14 protein-coding genes are annotated in these 15,226 nt (G+C 73.7%); 10 read left to right on the top strand and 4 right to left on the bottom strand.

Annotated elements, in window-relative coordinates:
• Positions 1-10 precede the first annotated feature (10 nt).
• Genes purS through purL form a run of 3 tightly spaced genes read left to right on the top strand, consistent with a single transcriptional unit; the run spans position 11 to position 3,389 of the window.
• Positions 11-253, top strand: a complete 243-nt coding sequence (gene purS / locus ACOJUF_RS16190; RefSeq protein ID WP_420122869.1) for a phosphoribosylformylglycinamidine synthase subunit PurS — start codon at positions 11-13, stop codon at positions 251-253.
• A complete protein-coding gene (gene purQ, locus ACOJUF_RS16195; RefSeq protein ID WP_420122857.1) occupies positions 253-960 on the top strand; it encodes a phosphoribosylformylglycinamidine synthase subunit PurQ in 708 nt (235 codons plus the stop codon). Before purS ends, purQ begins: the two co-directional genes overlap by 1 nt.
• Entirely contained in the window at positions 957-3,389 is a 2,433-nt protein-coding gene (gene purL, locus ACOJUF_RS16200) for a phosphoribosylformylglycinamidine synthase subunit PurL (RefSeq protein ID WP_420122858.1), read from the top strand. Before purQ ends, purL begins: the two co-directional genes overlap by 4 nt.
• A gap of 3 nt (positions 3,390-3,392) precedes the next feature.
• On the opposite strand, the gene ACOJUF_RS16205 is transcribed toward purL, so the two are convergent.
• Positions 3,393-4,379 carry a LysR family transcriptional regulator gene (locus ACOJUF_RS16205; protein ID WP_420122859.1) on the bottom strand — a complete coding sequence of 329 codons (987 nt, stop codon included), beginning with the start codon at positions 4,377-4,379 and terminating at the stop codon, positions 3,393-3,395.
• 229 nt (positions 4,380-4,608) lie between these two features.
• Between ACOJUF_RS16205 and ACOJUF_RS16210 the strand changes: the two genes are divergently transcribed.
• Together ACOJUF_RS16210 and ACOJUF_RS16215 are read left to right on the top strand one after the other, a co-directional pair.
• Positions 4,609-5,409, top strand: coding sequence for an alpha/beta hydrolase (locus tag ACOJUF_RS16210; protein WP_420122860.1), 801 nt, complete (start codon positions 4,609-4,611; stop codon positions 5,407-5,409).
• Between the two features lie 52 nt (positions 5,410-5,461).
• Positions 5,462-6,247, top strand: coding sequence for an oxidoreductase (locus tag ACOJUF_RS16215; RefSeq protein WP_420122861.1), 786 nt, complete (start codon positions 5,462-5,464; stop codon positions 6,245-6,247).
• 33 nt (positions 6,248-6,280) lie between these two features.
• On the opposite strand, the gene ACOJUF_RS16220 is transcribed toward ACOJUF_RS16215, so the two are convergent.
• Positions 6,281-7,033, bottom strand: coding sequence for an alpha/beta hydrolase (locus ACOJUF_RS16220; RefSeq protein ID WP_420122862.1), 753 nt, complete (start codon positions 7,031-7,033; stop codon positions 6,281-6,283).
• Positions 7,034-7,573: 540 nt separating this feature from the next.
• Here ACOJUF_RS16220 and ACOJUF_RS16225 point away from each other — a divergent pair.
• From ACOJUF_RS16225 to ACOJUF_RS16245, 5 genes are all read left to right on the top strand, one after another.
• Positions 7,574-7,945 (top strand): sterol carrier family protein, encoded by a 372-nt coding sequence (locus tag ACOJUF_RS16225; protein ID WP_420122863.1) that lies wholly within the window; start codon positions 7,574-7,576, stop codon positions 7,943-7,945.
• A gap of 562 nt (positions 7,946-8,507) precedes the next feature.
• A complete protein-coding gene (gene purF, locus ACOJUF_RS16230; protein WP_420122864.1) occupies positions 8,508-10,019 on the top strand; it encodes an amidophosphoribosyltransferase in 1,512 nt (503 codons plus the stop codon).
• 105 nt (positions 10,020-10,124) lie between these two features.
• Positions 10,125-11,207 carry a phosphoribosylformylglycinamidine cyclo-ligase gene (gene purM, locus ACOJUF_RS16235; protein ID WP_420122865.1) on the top strand — a complete coding sequence of 361 codons (1,083 nt, stop codon included), beginning with the start codon at positions 10,125-10,127 and terminating at the stop codon, positions 11,205-11,207.
• A gap of 56 nt (positions 11,208-11,263) precedes the next feature.
• Positions 11,264-12,445: a winged helix DNA-binding domain-containing protein gene (locus ACOJUF_RS16240; protein ID WP_420122866.1), complete on the top strand. Its 1,182-nt coding sequence runs from the start codon at positions 11,264-11,266 to the stop codon at positions 12,443-12,445.
• A 168-nt stretch (positions 12,446-12,613) separates the two neighbouring features.
• Positions 12,614-13,570, top strand: a complete 957-nt coding sequence (locus tag ACOJUF_RS16245) for a magnesium transporter CorA family protein (protein WP_420122870.1) — start codon at positions 12,614-12,616, stop codon at positions 13,568-13,570.
• Positions 13,571-13,738: 168 nt separating this feature from the next.
• Here ACOJUF_RS16245 and ACOJUF_RS16250 read toward each other — a convergent pair whose 3' ends face one another.
• Together ACOJUF_RS16250 and ACOJUF_RS16255 are read right to left on the bottom strand one after the other, a co-directional pair.
• Positions 13,739-13,981, bottom strand: a complete 243-nt coding sequence (locus tag ACOJUF_RS16250) for a DUF3073 domain-containing protein (RefSeq protein ID WP_420122867.1) — start codon at positions 13,979-13,981, stop codon at positions 13,739-13,741.
• Between the two features lie 165 nt (positions 13,982-14,146).
• Positions 14,147-15,121: an asparaginase gene (locus tag ACOJUF_RS16255; RefSeq protein WP_420122868.1), complete on the bottom strand. Its 975-nt coding sequence runs from the start codon at positions 15,119-15,121 to the stop codon at positions 14,147-14,149.
• Positions 15,122-15,226 lie beyond the last annotated feature (105 nt).

Genomic DNA, 15,226 nt, shown 5'->3' on the forward strand with positions numbered 1-15,226 from the left:
GGGGTATGTCGTGGCTCGCGTGGCCGTCGATGTCGTCATCAAGCCGGAGATCCTCGACCCGCAGGGCAAGGCGATCCTCGCCGCGCTCGGGCGGTCCGGGCACGCCGGGATCACCGCGGTCCGCCAGGGCAAGCACTTCGATCTCGAGGTCGACGACTCGGTCACCGACGCCGAGCTCGAGGAGATCGCCGGCACGCTGCTGGCCAACCCGGTGATCGAGACCTGGACCGTGACCCGGCTGGTCGACGCCTGATGGCCGGGACCGGACCGGCGCGGGTCGGCGTCATCACCTTCCCGGGCACGCTCGACGACGTCGACGCCGCCCGGGCGGTCACCTACAGCGGGGCCGAGGCGGTTGCGCTCTGGCACGCCGACGCCGACCTGCGCGGGGTCGACGCGGTCGTCGTGCCCGGCGGCTTCTCCTACGGCGACTACCTGCGGGCCGGTGCGATCGCCGCGCAGGCGCCGGTCATGCGGTCGGTCGTCGACGCCGCCCGCCGCGGGATGCCCGTGCTGGGCATCTGCAACGGCTTCCAGGTCCTGTGCGAGGCCGGCCTGCTGCCCGGGGCCCTGATCCGCAACGCCAGCCTGCGCTTCATCTGCCGCGACCAGTGGCTGCGGGTGGAGAACACGTCGACGGCCTGGTCGACCCGCTTCGATCCCGGCGCCGAGATCCTGGTCCCGATGAAGAACGCCGAGGGCTGCTACGTCGCCTCCGACGCCGTGCTGGACGAGCTGGAGGGCGAGGGCCGGGTCGTGTTCCGGTACGTCGGCGATCCGCCGCGGCAGGGGAACCCGAACGGCGCGCTGCGCGACATCGCCGGCATCAGCTCACCCGACGGCCGGATCGTCGGGCTGATGCCGCACCCCGAGCACGCCATCGACCCGCTGACCGGGCCGACCGACGACGGGCTCGGGCTGTTCTATTCGGTGCTGGATTCGATCGGGGTGTCCGCATGACCAGTCAGGACCAGGTGGCCCACCCGGCTCGTCCGACCCAGGCCGACCTGCTGGACATCACCGATCCGGTCGGCGCGGTCGACCTGGTCGACCAGGGCCCCGTGCTCGACACCGTGGCCCGGGCCGCCGCCACCCCGGAGGTCGAGCAGCCGTACCGCGAGCTCGGGCTCAAGGACGACGAGTATGCCCGGATCCGCGAGATCCTGGGCCGGCGGCCGACCGACGCCGAGCTGGCCATGTACTCGGTGATGTGGTCCGAGCACTGCTCGTACAAGTCGTCCAAGGTGCACCTGTCGTACTTCGGCCAGACCACCACCCCGGAGATGAAGGCCAAGATGCTGGCCGGCATCGGGGAGAACGCCGGCGTCGTGGACATCGGCGAGGGCTGGGCGGTCACCTTCAAGATCGAGTCGCACAACCACCCCTCGTTCGTCGAGCCGTACCAGGGCGCGGCGACCGGCGTCGGCGGCATCGTCCGCGACATCCTGGCGATGGGCGCCCGGCCGGTCGCGGTGATGGACCAGCTGCGGTTCGGCCCGGCCGACGCGGCCGACTCGCAGCGGGTGGTGCCCGGCGTGGTCGCCGGCGTCTCCGGCTACGGCAACTCGCTCGGCCTGCCCAACATCGGCGGCGAGGTCGTCTTCGACCCCTCCTACGCGGGGAACCCGCTGGTGAACGCGGCTTGCATCGGCGTCCTGCGGGCGTCCGACCTGCACACCGCGCACGCCTCGGGCACCGGCAACAAGGTCATCCTGTACGGCTCGCGGACCGGGCTCGACGGCATCGGCGGAGTCTCCGTGCTGGCGTCCGACACCTTCGCCGGCGACTCGGACGGGGGCTCCGGGAGCGGCCACAGCAAGGCCCGCAAGAAGCTGCCGTCCGTCCAGGTCGGCGACCCGTTCGCGGAGAAGGTGCTGATCGAGTGCACCCTGGAGGTGTTCCACGCCGGGCTGGTGGTGGGCATCCAGGACCTCGGCGGCGCGGGCCTGTCCTGCGCGACCTCCGAGCTGGCCTCGGCCGGCGACGGCGGGATGCACATCGTGCTCGACGCCGTGCCGCTGCGGGCCGAGGGCATGACGCCGGCCGAGATCCTGTCCAGCGAGTCCCAGGAACGGATGTGCGCGGTCGTCACGCCGGACAAGGTGGATGACTTCCTGGCCGTCTGCGCCAAGTGGGAGGTGCAGGCCGACGTCATCGGTGAGGTGACCGAGTCGGGCCGGCTGACCATCGAGTTCGCCGGCGAGATCGTGTTGGACGTGCCGCCGCGGTCCGTCGCGCACGACGGTCCGGTCTACCGGCGCCCGGTGCAGCGGCCGGACTGGCAGGACGCGCTGCAGGCCGACACGACGGCCGCCCTCGCCCGGCCCGAGGTCGGCGAGCTGCGCGAGCTGATCCTGCGGATGATCGGCTCGCCCAACCTGTGCTCGCGGGCCTGGGTGACCAACCAGTACGACCGGTACGTCCGGGGCAACACCGTGCTGGCCCAGCCGGCCGACGCCGGCATCATCCGGGTGGCCGAGGATCCGACCGAGACCGAACGCGGTCTGGCCATGGCCACCGACTGCAGCGGCCGGTACACGCTGCTCGACCCGTACGCCGGCGCGCAGCTGGCGCTGGCCGAGGCGTACCGCAACGTCGTGACGACCGGCGCCGTTCCGCTGGCGGTCACCGACTGCCTGAACTTCGGCTCGCCGGAGGACCCGGCGGTGATGTGGCAGTTCGAGCAGGCCGTCCGCGGGCTGGCCGACGGCTGCGCGCAGCTGGGCATCCCGGTGACCGGCGGCAACGTCTCGCTCTACAACCAGACCGCCGGGGTCAACATCCTGCCCACGCCCGTCGTGGGCGTGCTCGGCGTCATCGATGACGTCCGCCGGCGCACCATCCCGGGCATCGGTCAGGACACCGGCGAGACGCTGCTGCTGCTGGGTGCGACCCGGGACGAGTTCGACGGCTCGGCCTGGGCCGACGTCGTGCACGGGCACCTGGGCGGCCGCCCGCCGGCGGTCGACCTGGAGGCCGAGCGCACGCTCGGCGAGATCCTGGTCGCCGGCTCGCGGGACGGGATGATCTCGGCCGCGCACGACGTCTCCGAGGGCGGTCTGGTCCAGACGCTGGTGGAGATGTGCCTGTCCGGCGAGTCCGGCGCGCGGATCGTGCTGCCCACCGAGGACGTGGCCGCCGACGCCTTCCGGCTGCTGTTCTCCGAATCGACCGCCCGGGTGGTGGTCGCGGTGCCGCGGACCGAGGAGCTGCGGTTCACCGAGATGTGCTCGGTCCGGCAGCAGCCGTGGGTCAAGATCGGCGTCGTCGACCGTGGCGACACCGGGGCCCCGGACGAGCAGCGGCTGGACATCCAGGGGGTGGCCACGTTCACGCTGGCCGAGCTGCGCGCGGCGTTCGAGGGGACCCTGCCGGCGCTGTTCGGCTGAGCGTCAGGCGGTCGGGTCGCCGGTCCCGGACCGGGCCGGATCGTCCGGCGGCAACCAGGGCGGCCCGGCGGCCCCGGGCGCCGCTTCCGTCCAGCCACGGGCCGCGGATTCGGTCAGGGCCAGGTGCAGGAAGTCGGCCACGGCGGGCGCCGGCGGCTCGGCCCGCCAGGCCAGCGACCACGGGTAGTAGGGCTGGGCCTCCCGCGGCCAGGCGAGCGGCAGGCCGTGGGCGGCGTACCGGCGGGCGTAGCTGGCGAACTCCAGGAAGCGCGATCGGCCGGCTGACCGGCTGATCCGCGCCAGGCAGTGGCTGAACGCGCCCGGCGTCCCGAGCCACCGCAGCCGGACGCCGAGGTCCCGTTCCAGGGCTCGCAGGTAGTCGCCGTGCGCGTTGTAGCTGCCCGACTCGGGGGGATCGCCGAACACGTCCAGCGGGCCCTCGTGCAGCGAGGCCGTCCCGGCGCGCCCGTCGCCGCCGGTCGGTCCGCCGACCAGCACCAGCGGCTCCAACCGGAGCAGCCGGTGCTCCCAGCCGGCGGGATGGTCGACGAGCATTCGCGGGCTGATCCGCAGGATCGCAACGTCCAGGCGGTACTGCAGGAGCGCCTGCAGTTGCGCGGCGCTGTCCATCGCGTGCTCGGTCAGGGCCACGTCCGGGAACCGAGCGGCATACGCGTCGGCCACCTCGCGGCTGGTGTCGAGCTCGAACACGTGCGCCATCCGGACGGTGTCCGGCTGCGCGGGCTGCTGCATGGTCCGGGCGATGGCCAGCAGCCGGCGGGCCTCACCGAGGAACTGTTGCCCGCGGGCGGTCAGGGTGACGTGCCGGGTGTCCCGCACCAGCAGCTGCGCGCCCAGCTGATCCTCGAGCCGCCGGATCTGCTTGGACAGGGCCGGCTGGCTGACGTAGAGCTTGGCCGCGGCCCGTCCGAAGTGCAGTTCGTCGGCGACCGCCACGAAGTACCGCACCAGCCGCAGATCCAGGTCCAAGACGCCTCCGCTCGGTCGTCGGGAGGGTCGCCGGGGGTTGTCGGGCGTCGGGGCTCGTCGGGAGGGTCGCCGGGACAGGCGAACCACCGCGGTTCACGGTAGCCGGGAACGGGCCCGGCGGCGCCGTCCGGTTATCAATCCGTCCGTACCCGGTCTTGGACGGGTGGCCGGACCCGGGTGTTGGCTGGATCGGACCGGGGGGCCGACACATCTCGACGAAGGACGGCGAATGACCCGGTCCGGCACGCCCGTGGTGTTCATCCACGGTCTGTGGCTGCATGCGAGGAGTTGGCAACCGTGGATCGAGCGGTTCGCGGCGGCGGGGTACGACCCGATCGCGCCGGGGTGGCCGGGCGAACCGGCCACGGTCGACGAGGCCCGCGCGCAACCCGACCTGGTCGCGAACCTGGGTATCGACGACGTCACCGACCATTACGCCGGGATCATCGGGGAACTGCCCACTCCGCCGGTGATCATCGGCCACTCGTTCGGCGGCCTGATCACCGAGAAACTGTTGGGCCAGGGCATCGGGGCCGCCGGGGTGGCCATCGATCCGGCGCAGATCAAAGGGGTGCTGCCAATCCCGCTGGCCCAGCTGCGGTCCGGCCTGCCGGCGCTGGGCAATCCGGCGAACCGGCACCGCTCGGTGACCCTGACCGAGAAGGAATTCCGGTACGGGTTCGGCAACGCCCTGACCGAGGCGGAGTCGGCCGAGCTGTTCCGGGCGTGGACGATCCCGTCGCCGGCGCGGCCGCTGTTCCAGGCGGCCGCGGCCAACTTCGTCCTGCATTCGCAGGCCGCGGTCGACACCGGCAATCAGACCCGCGGCCCGCTGTTGCTGATCTCCGGTACCGCCGACCACACCGTGCCCGACGTCGTCACCCACTCGACCTTCAAGCGGTACCGCGATTCCACGGCGGTGACGCAGCTGCAGAAGTTCGAGGGGCGCGGCCACTCGCTGACCATCGACCACGGGTGGCGGGACGTGGCCGACGCGGTGCTGGACTGGCTGCGCGGATGCGGGATCTGATCATGCGCCGGTCGGATCGAGCGCCGCGCACCACGGCCGGTCAGGCGGCGCCGTGACGCGCGAGCTGGACGGTCGCATCGCCATTGTGACCGGCGCCAGCCGGGGCATCGGGGTGGCGATCGTCCGGAAGCTGGCCGCCCAGGGCGCCCACGTCATCGCGGGTGCCCGGCGGACCTCGGCCGAGCTGACCGAGCTGACCGCGGCCGGCGGGGTCGAGTTCGTCGCGGTCGACCTCGCCGGGGCCGATGCGGCCGAACCGTTGCTCGCCGCGGCGCTGGCCCGCGGCGGCGTGGACATCCTGGTGAACAACGTCGGGGCGGTCACCCCTCGGCCGGGTGGGTTCCTCTCCGTGACGGACGACCAGTGGGTGGCCTCGCTCGCCCTGAATCTGCTGGCCGCCGTTCGGGTCACCCGGGTCGTGCTGCCCACGATGCTGGCCGCCGGGCGCGGCAGCATCGTCACCATCGGTTCGGTCAACGCGTTCCTGCCCGACCCCGCCGTCATCGACTACTGCGCCGGCAAGGCGGCCCTGACGAACTTCAGCAAGGCGCTGTCGAAGGAGGTCGGCGGCCAGGGCATCCGGGTCACCAGCGTGAGCCCGGGGCCGGTCGCGACCGACCTGTGGCTCGGGAGCGGCGGTGTCGCGGCCACCATCGCCGCGGCCACCGGGGCGGACCCGGGCGCCGTCGCCGCCCAGGCGGCCGCCGCCAGCGTCACCGGTCGCTTCACCCGGCCGGAGGAGGTGGCCGAGCTGGTGGCGTTCCTGGCCGGCGACCGCGCCGCCAACATGACCGGAACCGACGTCACGATCGACGGTGGCCTGATCACGACGCTCTGAACCGCTCGTCGTCCGGGCCGGCCGTCGGTGGAGCTACGGGGTGCCGACGGGACGCCGGGCGTTCTGCACCACCCAGGCGGCCGACTCGACGGTCAGCCGGTGCCACCGCCGGTAGTGCCGCAGCATCGCGTGCTCACCGCCGCCGACGACCGAGCGCCGGATCGAGGCGCCGGCCGCCGTCGCGTGGGCGAGCCAGGGCTCGGTGGTCGGGGTCGGGATCATCCGGTCGTGGGTGCCCTGGACGACCCCGATCGGCACGCCCCGGAGCCCGACGACCGGGTCGTCGGGCTTGACCCAAGGGGCCAGCCCGACCGCCCCGATGACGGAATCGGCGGCCGCCGCCCGGCCGCGGGCGGTCTGCCCGCCGCGGCCGGTCTCCACGGCCGGCCCGGTCTGCACGGCCGGCCCGGTCTCCGCGGCCCGGCCGCTCGTGGCGGCCAGGTGCATCGCGACGCGGCCGCCGAGCGAGTGCCCGACGACGACGATCGGCCGGCCCGGGACGTGCTCGGCGATCTGTTCCAGGGCCCAGCGGGCGTCGCCCAGGACCGCCGCCCCGTCCCCGTTCCAGCCGCGCACCGAGTTCCGAAGCCGGTAGACCGCGGCACCGGGCAGGCCACGGGCGAGCGCGCGGGCCACCGGCACCAGGCGCAGCGCGGCCAGGCTCCACCGGCCGACCGGCACCGTCGAGTCGGCCGAACCCCCGTGCAGCACGAGCACGCCGACCCGGGGGTCGCGGGGCCGGGCCGGGCCGGACAGGAGCGCACCGGACGATCGTTGAACCTTCACACCACGAGTATCCGGAGCCGCGGCTGCGCCGGATGGGTGAGCGCGGTGAGATCGGCCATCCCTGGTCGTCCGGCGGCGCGGCGGGTGCGGGCGTGGATGGGCTCGGCCGGAGCGGGTCGGGTCATCGCGCCCGATCGGCGACCGTCGCGCCAGGTCGGGCCGGCGCGATCCTCATCCGGCCGTTGCGATGCGGGTGCCGGAACACCCGTCACCCGCTCGAGGGCGCAACCGCTTGGCCGTGCCGTGACGCGTGCGCCCGGAGCACCCGTCACCCGCTCGACCGGCCGCGAGCGCAATCGCTCGGCTGCGCCGTGACGTGTGCGCAACCGGTGGGCCGCGCCGTGAGGCGTGTGCGCAACCGGTGGGCCGCGCCGTGAGGCGTGTGCAACCGCTGGGCCGCGTCGTGACGCGTGCGCATCCGGCCGGCCTCGCGGTGACGCGGGGCGCAACCGCTCGTTCCCGTCAGGACGGTTGGGGATCACCGAGCGGCCGACCCGCCGGCCGGTCGGAGAGTCGACGGACCCGCCTACGCTGCCGGGCATGGCCCGTACCGTCACCCGCGACCAGGTTGCCGCCGCGCTCGCGGCCCTCGCCGCCGCCGGGCCCGCACCGGACCGGACCACCACCGGCGAGGCGGTCCGTGCGAGCCTGCGCTGGTTGGCCCAGCAGCACCCGGGCAAGGCGGTGGAGATCCGGGTGCCGCCGTTCGCCGCCGTCCAGGCGGTCGGCGGGCTGAGCCACACGCGCGGGACCCCACCGAACGTGGTCGAGACCGACGCCGCCACCTGGCTCGGCCTGGTCACCGGGGCAACGCACTGGGCCGACGCCGTCGCGGACGGCCGGGTCACCGCCAGCGGGACGCGAGCCGACCTCGCCTCGCTGCTGCCGCTCCGTGTCGATCAGGGCGGCTGACCGCCGAGATCCCGCCCGGATGCACCGGCGGGCTGCCCCGCGCCGCACCTGCGCCGCACCCGCACCCGCACCGCGCCGTGGCGGCGTCGCACCGGCGTCGCACGGCCACGCGCAGCGCCGCATCGCGCTGCGCCCGCCGCACCGCCGTAGCACCCACCTGGTCAGCCCGCTCGGCGGCTCGGCGGCTCGGCGGCTCGGCGGCCCGGCGGCCCGGCGGCCCGCTGCCGCGCGGACGAAGTGGGCGACTCCTGTCCCACCCGTCCCATTCCGAGTGAGTTGATCCGCGCCGGCGTTGTTGATCCGCGCGGGGAGGGTTCGCGCGGGGAGGGTTCGCACGGGGGCGGCGGGGCGCCTCGGCGCGAGGGAGGCCCACCCGAACCGGGTACAGTGGGGTACCGCTGATTCCCTCCGAACAGTTCCCGCTCATGGCGTTCATCAGAGGAGCACGGTTTACGTGGTCATTGGCCCGCCTGCGCGCGCGACCCACTCCGCACCGACGCCCCTACCGCTGCCGACGGTTCGCCGCGGCGGATCGGGGCCCGACGACGCCATCGACCCGGCGATGGATCCCGAGCGCGATCCGTCCCCCCGCGAGGAGTGCGGCGTCTTCGGCGTCTGGGCGCCGGGCGAGGATGTGGCCAAGCTCACCTACTACGGCCTCTACGCGCTGCAGCACCGCGGCCAGGAGGCGGCCGGTATCGCCGTCGCCGACGGGTCGCAGATCGTGGTGTTCAAGGACCTGGGCCTGGTCTCCCAGGTCTTCGACGAGCAGACGCTGTCCTCGCTGGTCGGGCACATCGCCGTCGGGCACTGCCGGTACTCCACCACCGGCTCCACCACCTGGGAGAACGCCCAGCCGACGTTTGCCATCACCGACGTCGGGTCGGGCATCGCGCTCGGCCACAACGGCAATCTGGTCAACACCGTCGAGCTGGCCTCCCGCGTCGCGGCGTTGCCCGGCCGGGCCGGCCGCGGCAAGTGCAGCACCGACTCGGACGTGGTGACCCGGCTGCTGGCCGGGCGTTCGGCCGACGCCGGTCTCGAGGCGGCGGCGATGGAGCTGCTGCCCGATCTGCAGGGCGCGTTCAGCGTGGTGTTCTGCGACGAGCACACCCTGTACGCCGCCCGCGACCCGCACGGCGTGCGCCCGCTGGTGCTGGGCCGGCTGGACCGGGGCTGGGTCGTCGCCTCCGAGACCGCCGCGCTGGACATCGTCGGCGCCTCCTTCGTGCGCGAGGTCGAGCCGGGCGAGTTGCTGGCGATCGACGCCGACGGGCTGCGCAGCGAGCGGTTCGCCGCCCCGACGCCCAAGGGCTGCGTGTTCGAGTACGTCTACCTGGCCCGCCCCGACACCTCGATCGCCGGTCGCGGCGTCCAGGCGTCCCGGCTGGAGATCGGCCGCCGGCTGGCCCTGGAAGCCCCGGTCGAGGCCGACCTGGTCATCCCCACCCCGGAGTCCGGCACACCCGCCGCGATCGGCTACGCGCAGGCCTCGGGCATCCCGTACGGGCAGGGCCTGGTCAAGAACGCGTACGTGGGCCGCACGTTCATCCAGCCGTCGCAGACCATCCGCCAGCTGGGCATCCGGCTCAAGCTCAACCCGCTGCGCGACGTCATCCGGGGCAAGCGCCTCATCGTCGTCGACGACTCCATCGTCCGCGGCAACACCCAGCGGGCCCTGGTCCGGATGCTGCGGGAAGCCGGCGCCGTCGAGGTGCACGTGCGCATCGCCTCGCCGCCCGTGCGCTGGCCCTGCTTTTACGGCATCGACTTCGCCTCCCGCGCCGAGCTGATCGCCAACGCCGGGGACGTCGAGTCGGTGCGCCGGTCGATCGGCGCCGACTCCCTGTCGTACGTCTCGATCGAGGGCCTGATCGCCGCGACCGAGCAGCCCAAGAACCGGCTCTGCGCCGCCTGCTTCACCGGCGAGTACCCGATCCCGATCCCGGATCAGGTGGGCAAGCACGTGCTGGAAGGCATCGCCCGGGGGGTGGCCGGGCCGCCGCACCGGGGCGGCCTCGAGCCGGTGTCCGCCCAGGGCTACGGCGCCGCGGACGCCCTGAGCCGGCCCTGACCGGCCCGCACCAGCCAGCCACCACCGCATCAACCGTTCAAAAGGCGAGCGGATGACCAACCCGGCCAGGGAGGATCTCGGGCCGAGAGCGAGACGAGCGACTTCATGACCGACACCCGCCACCCGATCGGCTCCGGCGCCACCTACGAGGGATCGGGGGTGTCCATCGCGGCCGGTGAGGCCGCCGTCGACCTGATGAAGCCGTTCACCTCCAAGACCAAGCGTCCCGAGGTGGTCGGCGGCATCGGCGGCTTCGCGTCGCTGTTCCGGCTGCCGCTGCACCGCTACCGCGAGCCGCTGCTGGCCTCGTCCACCGACGGGGTCGGTACCAAGGTCGCGATCGCGCAGGCGATGGACGTGCACAACACCATCGGCATCGACCTCGTCGCGATGGTCGTCGACGACCTGGTGGCCAGCGGCGCCGAGCCGCTGTTCCTGCAGGACTACATCGCGTGCGGCAAGTTGGACCCGCAGCGCATCGCCTCGATCGTGTCCGGCATCGCCGACGGGTGCGTGCTGGCCGGCTGTGCCCTCGTCGGCGGTGAGACGGCCGAACACCCGGGGCTGATGGACCCCAACGACTACGACCTGGCCGCGACCGGGGTCGGCGTCGTCGAGGCCGACGAGGTTCTGGGCCCGGAGCGCATCCGGGCCGGCGACGTGGTGCTGGGCCTGGGTTCCTCCGGCCTGCACTCCAACGGCTACTCGATGGTCCGGCACGTGCTGCTGGACATCGCCCGGGTGCCGCTGGACGGGCACGTCGAGGAGTTCGGCCGCACCCTGGGCGAGGAGCTGCTCGAGCCCTGCCGGATCTACGCGCTGGACTGCCTGGCGCTGATGCGGGAGACCGACGTGCACGCCTACGCGCACATCACCGGGGGCGGCCTGGCCAACAACCTGGCGCGGGTGATCCCCGACGGGCTGACCGCCGCGCTCGATCGCCGCTCGTGGAGCCCGCTGCCGGTGTTCGGGTACATCGCCTCGCACGGGCGGGTGTCCCGCGACGAGATGGAGAAGGCGTTCAACATGGGCATCGGCATGGTCGCCGTGCTGCCCCAGGAGGACGTCGACCGGGCCATGGCCGTGCTGACCGCCCGGCACGTCTGGTCGGTCGTGCTCGGCACCGTCGAGGAGTCCGGGGACCAGACCGATCGCGTCACCCTGTGCGGGGACCACCCGCGGTTCTGAGCGCCGCGGCGGCGTCGCGGCCGGATCCTGACCGCTTCGGCGGCGACGATGGACCCATGCCGACCGACGAGGAGATCCTGCGCGCGCGGATGTACCGGCAGGGGGTGTGGGGCGGTGCCGCGCCCGACGCACCGGCCGTCCTGAGCGGGCTGGGCGCCATGCAGGGCCAGGAGTTCGCCTACGCCCTGTGGGCGCTGGCGCAGCGGGTGCGGCCCGACGCGCGGCCGGGTCACGCGGACCTGCTGGCCGCGTTCGACCGTGGGGACATCCTGCGGACCCACGTGCTGCGGCCGACCTGGCACCTGGTGCGGCCGGCCGATGTGCGCGCCATGCTCCGCGCGACCGCCCCTCGGGTGCGCCTGACGATGACGGCCTGGGACCGGCAACTGGGGCTGGACCGGCCCACCCTGGACCGCGCGCAGCAGATCCTGGCGGCGCAGGTTGCCGGCGGGCGGCACCGCACCCGGCGGGACCTGGCCGCCGCTCTGGAGGCCGCCGGTATCCCGGCCGCCGGGCAGCGGCTGACCCACCTGGTCACGCACGCCGAGTTCGACGAGGTGCTGATCAGCGGGGCCATGGCCGGCAAGCAGCAGACCTACGCCGCCTTCGACGAGCGGGTCCCGCCGGCCGACCCCGGCCCCGACCCCGGCACCGGGCCCGCGCCGGGAGCCGGGACCGGCACCGACCCGCGGAACCCCCCGCCGGCCGACCCGCCGGCCGACCCCGGCCTGGTCGCGCTGGCCGCCCGCTACGCCGCGACCCGGGCCCCGATGACGGCCAAGGACTTCGCCGGCTGGGCCAGCCTGACGATCACCCGGGCCCGGGCCGCGCTGGAGGCCGCCGGCTGCCGCCCGGAACCGCGCGCCGGGATGACCCTGTACGGGCCGCCGGCCGGCACCCCCGACCCGCCGGCCACCGCCCCGGACGGCCCGCGGGCCGATCTGCTCCAGGGCTACGACGAACTGATCATGTCCTACAGCGAGAGCCGGTCGGTCATCGTGCCCGACGGATCGTCCCTGCCGGTGCTCAGCCAGGAGCACTACCTGCACGCCGTGCTGATCGACGGCGTGCTGGCCGGGCACTGGCGGCACCGGCTGGCGACCAGGACCGCGCAGGTCCAGGTCGAGCCGATCCGGGCCTGGTCGGCGGCCGAGCGGCGGGCGGTGCAGGTCGCCGTCGACGAGTACGGCCGGTACCTGGACCGTCCGGTCACGACGGACTGGACGCCCCGGGCCTGATCCGGCCCGGCCGCACGATCCGCACCCGACCCGCAGGCGCACACTGGGCCGGTCCGGCCCCGCCCGTGGTCCGGCCGCAGCGGACGATCGGAGCGCGACGTGGACGTGAGATTCGTGCGGACGGCAACCGATCGACCGGCCGGGGGAGCGGACGGGCCACCGGACCCGGTGCTGTCCGACCACTCGGTCGAGGACCTGCCGGCGCTGTTGCGCCGCACCGACGGGATCACCTGGGTCGACATCGTCACCTGGGACGAGCAGGCCGAGCGCGTGCTGGCCGAGGTGTTCTGCTTCCACCCGCTGGCCATCCGGGACTGCCGCGAGCGCAATCAGGTGCCCAAGGTGCACGTGTATCCCGATCATGTCTTCCTGGTGCTGCACGCGCCGCACGCGGGCGCGGCCGGGCACGTGCACTACGTCGAGCTCGACCAGTTCATCGGCCCGAACTTCCTGGTGACCACCCACGGCCCGGTGAACCCGGCGGTGCCCGCGGCGGCCATGACGGTCGAGGTGCAGTCGCTGATCCACCGACTGGAATCCGGTCGGCTGCGCCCCCGGGCCAGCCACGAACTGTCCCACGGGCTCGTCTCCTCGCTCACCGGCCGGCTGCGGGCGTTCATCGCCACCCTGACCCAGGCGGTCTGGGCGTTGGAGCAGCGGGTGACCAGCGGGCATCTCGGCGACGCCGAGGCGTTCCTGGAGGAGATGTTCCAGACCCGGCACGGCCTCCTCGTCGTGGAGACGATGGCGTCGTTGAGCCGCGAGGTCTACGCGCGGATGCTCAAGATCGCGGCGTTCGGGACGGGCCGGGGCAGCGAACTCGTCGAGGACAACGTCGACCAGTTCGAGCGGCTCCGGGCCATGGCGCACGGTCAGAAGGACTACCTGGTCGGCACGATCGAGTTCTACCAGGCGCGGACGAACACCAAGATGACCATCGCCGCCGAGCGGCTCGCCGTGATCGCCGCGGTCACCCTGCCGATCACGGCCCTGTCGTCGATCTACGGCATGAACGTCATCGTCAACGACGAGACGCACTACGGGCAGCTCGCGGTGCTGCTGGCGATCATGCTGGCGATGTCGGTCAGCCTGCTCATCTGGTCCAAGCGCAAGGGCTGGTGGTGACGCCGCCGGTGGTGACGTCGGGAGTCGCGCGGGCGCGTCGGGACGGACGGGCCGGAAGGGACCGGACGCGGACGGAGGACACCCGGACGAACCGCACCCGGACGAGGTCGCCGCAACAGACAGAACCGGGGCGAGCCCGAGGGCTCGTCCCGGTCCGACTGGATCAGATCAGCGGCGACGGCTCGCGTAACCCGGAGCCGGGTCGTCGTCCTCCTCGGCCACGTACCTGGAGTACAAGGCGTAAGGGTCGTCGTCCTCGTCGTCGTCATCGACGGCCGGCGGGTTCGGTTGGTAGTGCTGCGACCCGCCGGTGAGTTCGCGCTGCAAGGCATTTACGTCGATCGACGAGGTGTGGTACTTGAGCTCTCGCGCGACCTTGGTCTGCTTAGCCTTCTGCCGGCCTCGCCCCATGGCGGACCCCCTTGCAGTAAGAAGCGGGGCGGCCGAAGGCGGCGGCCCCGGAATCAGGTGTGTTTCGTAGGTCCAACAGTACAGGTTTGGACGGACTGTTCCCACACCCGCCCGGCGTGTGCGGCGGCACGCCGGTTCCGCGTGTCGCCCACGTCCGCGGACCGGTCAGAACACGCCGGGGGCCACCGTGACGGTGCCGACCGGCTCGCCGCCGCCGAGCACCTGACCCACCGCGAACTCCTCCAGCAGCGCCGCGGCCGCCGGCGTCCCCGCGGTCACGCCCATCGCGCGGAGTGCGGCGACCAGCACCGGCATCCGGGCGCGGTCGCCGCCGTCGGCGATCTTGATGGCGACGCAGCGGCCGTCCGGCAGCGCGGCGCAGTGCACGCCCTCCGCCCCGCCCTTGGCCAGCAGGCCGGGCAGCGCCTGCATGAGCCGGGTGTCGTCCCGCCCGGTGCCGCCGACCATCTCCGGATGGGCCCGCATGGCGTCGGTGACCTGCCGCTCCGGCGTGCCGGGGGCGGCCGCCGCGGCCGCCCCGAAACCGCGGGCCAGTCCGGTCAGGGACACCGCGAACAGCGGGGCGCCGCACCCGTCGATGCCGACCGCGGCCGGTTCCTCGCGGCAGAGCCGGGCGACCGCCGCCACCACCCGTTGCTGCAACGGGTGCGCCGGGTCGAGGGAGTCGGCCGTCGACCAGCCGGCGGCGCCACAGGCCAGGAGCATCCCGGCGTGCTTGCCCGAGCAGTTCATGAAGACCCGGCGCGGCTCGCTGCCGGCCATCACGGCGGCGGTGCGGGCGGTCTCGTTCAGCGGCAGGGCCGGCGGGCACCCCAGGTCGTCCTCGGTGAAACCGCCCCGGTCGAGCAGCCCGAACACCCGGTCGACGTGCATGGGCTCGCCGGAGTGCGACGCCGCGGCCAGGGCGAGATCGGCGCCCACCAGGTCGGCGCCGCCGGCCAGCATGGCCATCGCCTGGAACGGCTTGTTGGACGAGCGCGGGAACATCGGGCTGGTCACGTCGCCGCGCGCGAACTCGACCGTGCCGTCGGCGGCGGTGACGACCACCGACCCGTAGTGGGTGCCCTCGTGCAGGCCGGACCGGCGGACGTGGACCAGTTCGACCGGGGCGGTGTTCAACGGGCTCTCCTTCGGGTGGGTCGCAGGACGACCGGGTTCGGGTGGTGTGCGGGATCGGGCCCGGGCGGGTCGGGCCCGGATGGTCGGGGTGGCGGCGCGGGTGGG

Source organism: Nakamurella sp. (assembly GCF_048594475.1).
In the GTDB taxonomy this organism is placed as follows: Bacteria; Actinomycetota; Actinomycetes; order Mycobacteriales; family Nakamurellaceae; genus Nakamurella.

Coding starts and splice junctions, on each gene's coding strand:
- ACOJUF_RS16225 (WP_420122863.1), top strand. CDS start 7,574: ATGGCCCGTACCGTCACCCGCGACCAGGTTGCCGCCGCGCTCGCGGCC.
- purM (WP_420122865.1), top strand. CDS start 10,125: ATGACCGACACCCGCCACCCGATCGGCTCCGGCGCCACCTACGAGGGA.
- purQ (WP_420122857.1), top strand. CDS start 253: ATGGCCGGGACCGGACCGGCGCGGGTCGGCGTCATCACCTTCCCGGGC.
- ACOJUF_RS16240 (WP_420122866.1), top strand. CDS start 11,264: ATGCCGACCGACGAGGAGATCCTGCGCGCGCGGATGTACCGGCAGGGG.
- purF (WP_420122864.1), top strand. CDS start 8,508: ATGGATCCCGAGCGCGATCCGTCCCCCCGCGAGGAGTGCGGCGTCTTC.
- ACOJUF_RS16250 (WP_420122867.1), bottom strand. CDS start 13,981: ATGGGGCGAGGCCGGCAGAAGGCTAAGCAGACCAAGGTCGCGCGAGAG.
- ACOJUF_RS16210 (WP_420122860.1), top strand. CDS start 4,609: ATGACCCGGTCCGGCACGCCCGTGGTGTTCATCCACGGTCTGTGGCTG.
- purL (WP_420122858.1), top strand. CDS start 957: ATGACCAGTCAGGACCAGGTGGCCCACCCGGCTCGTCCGACCCAGGCC.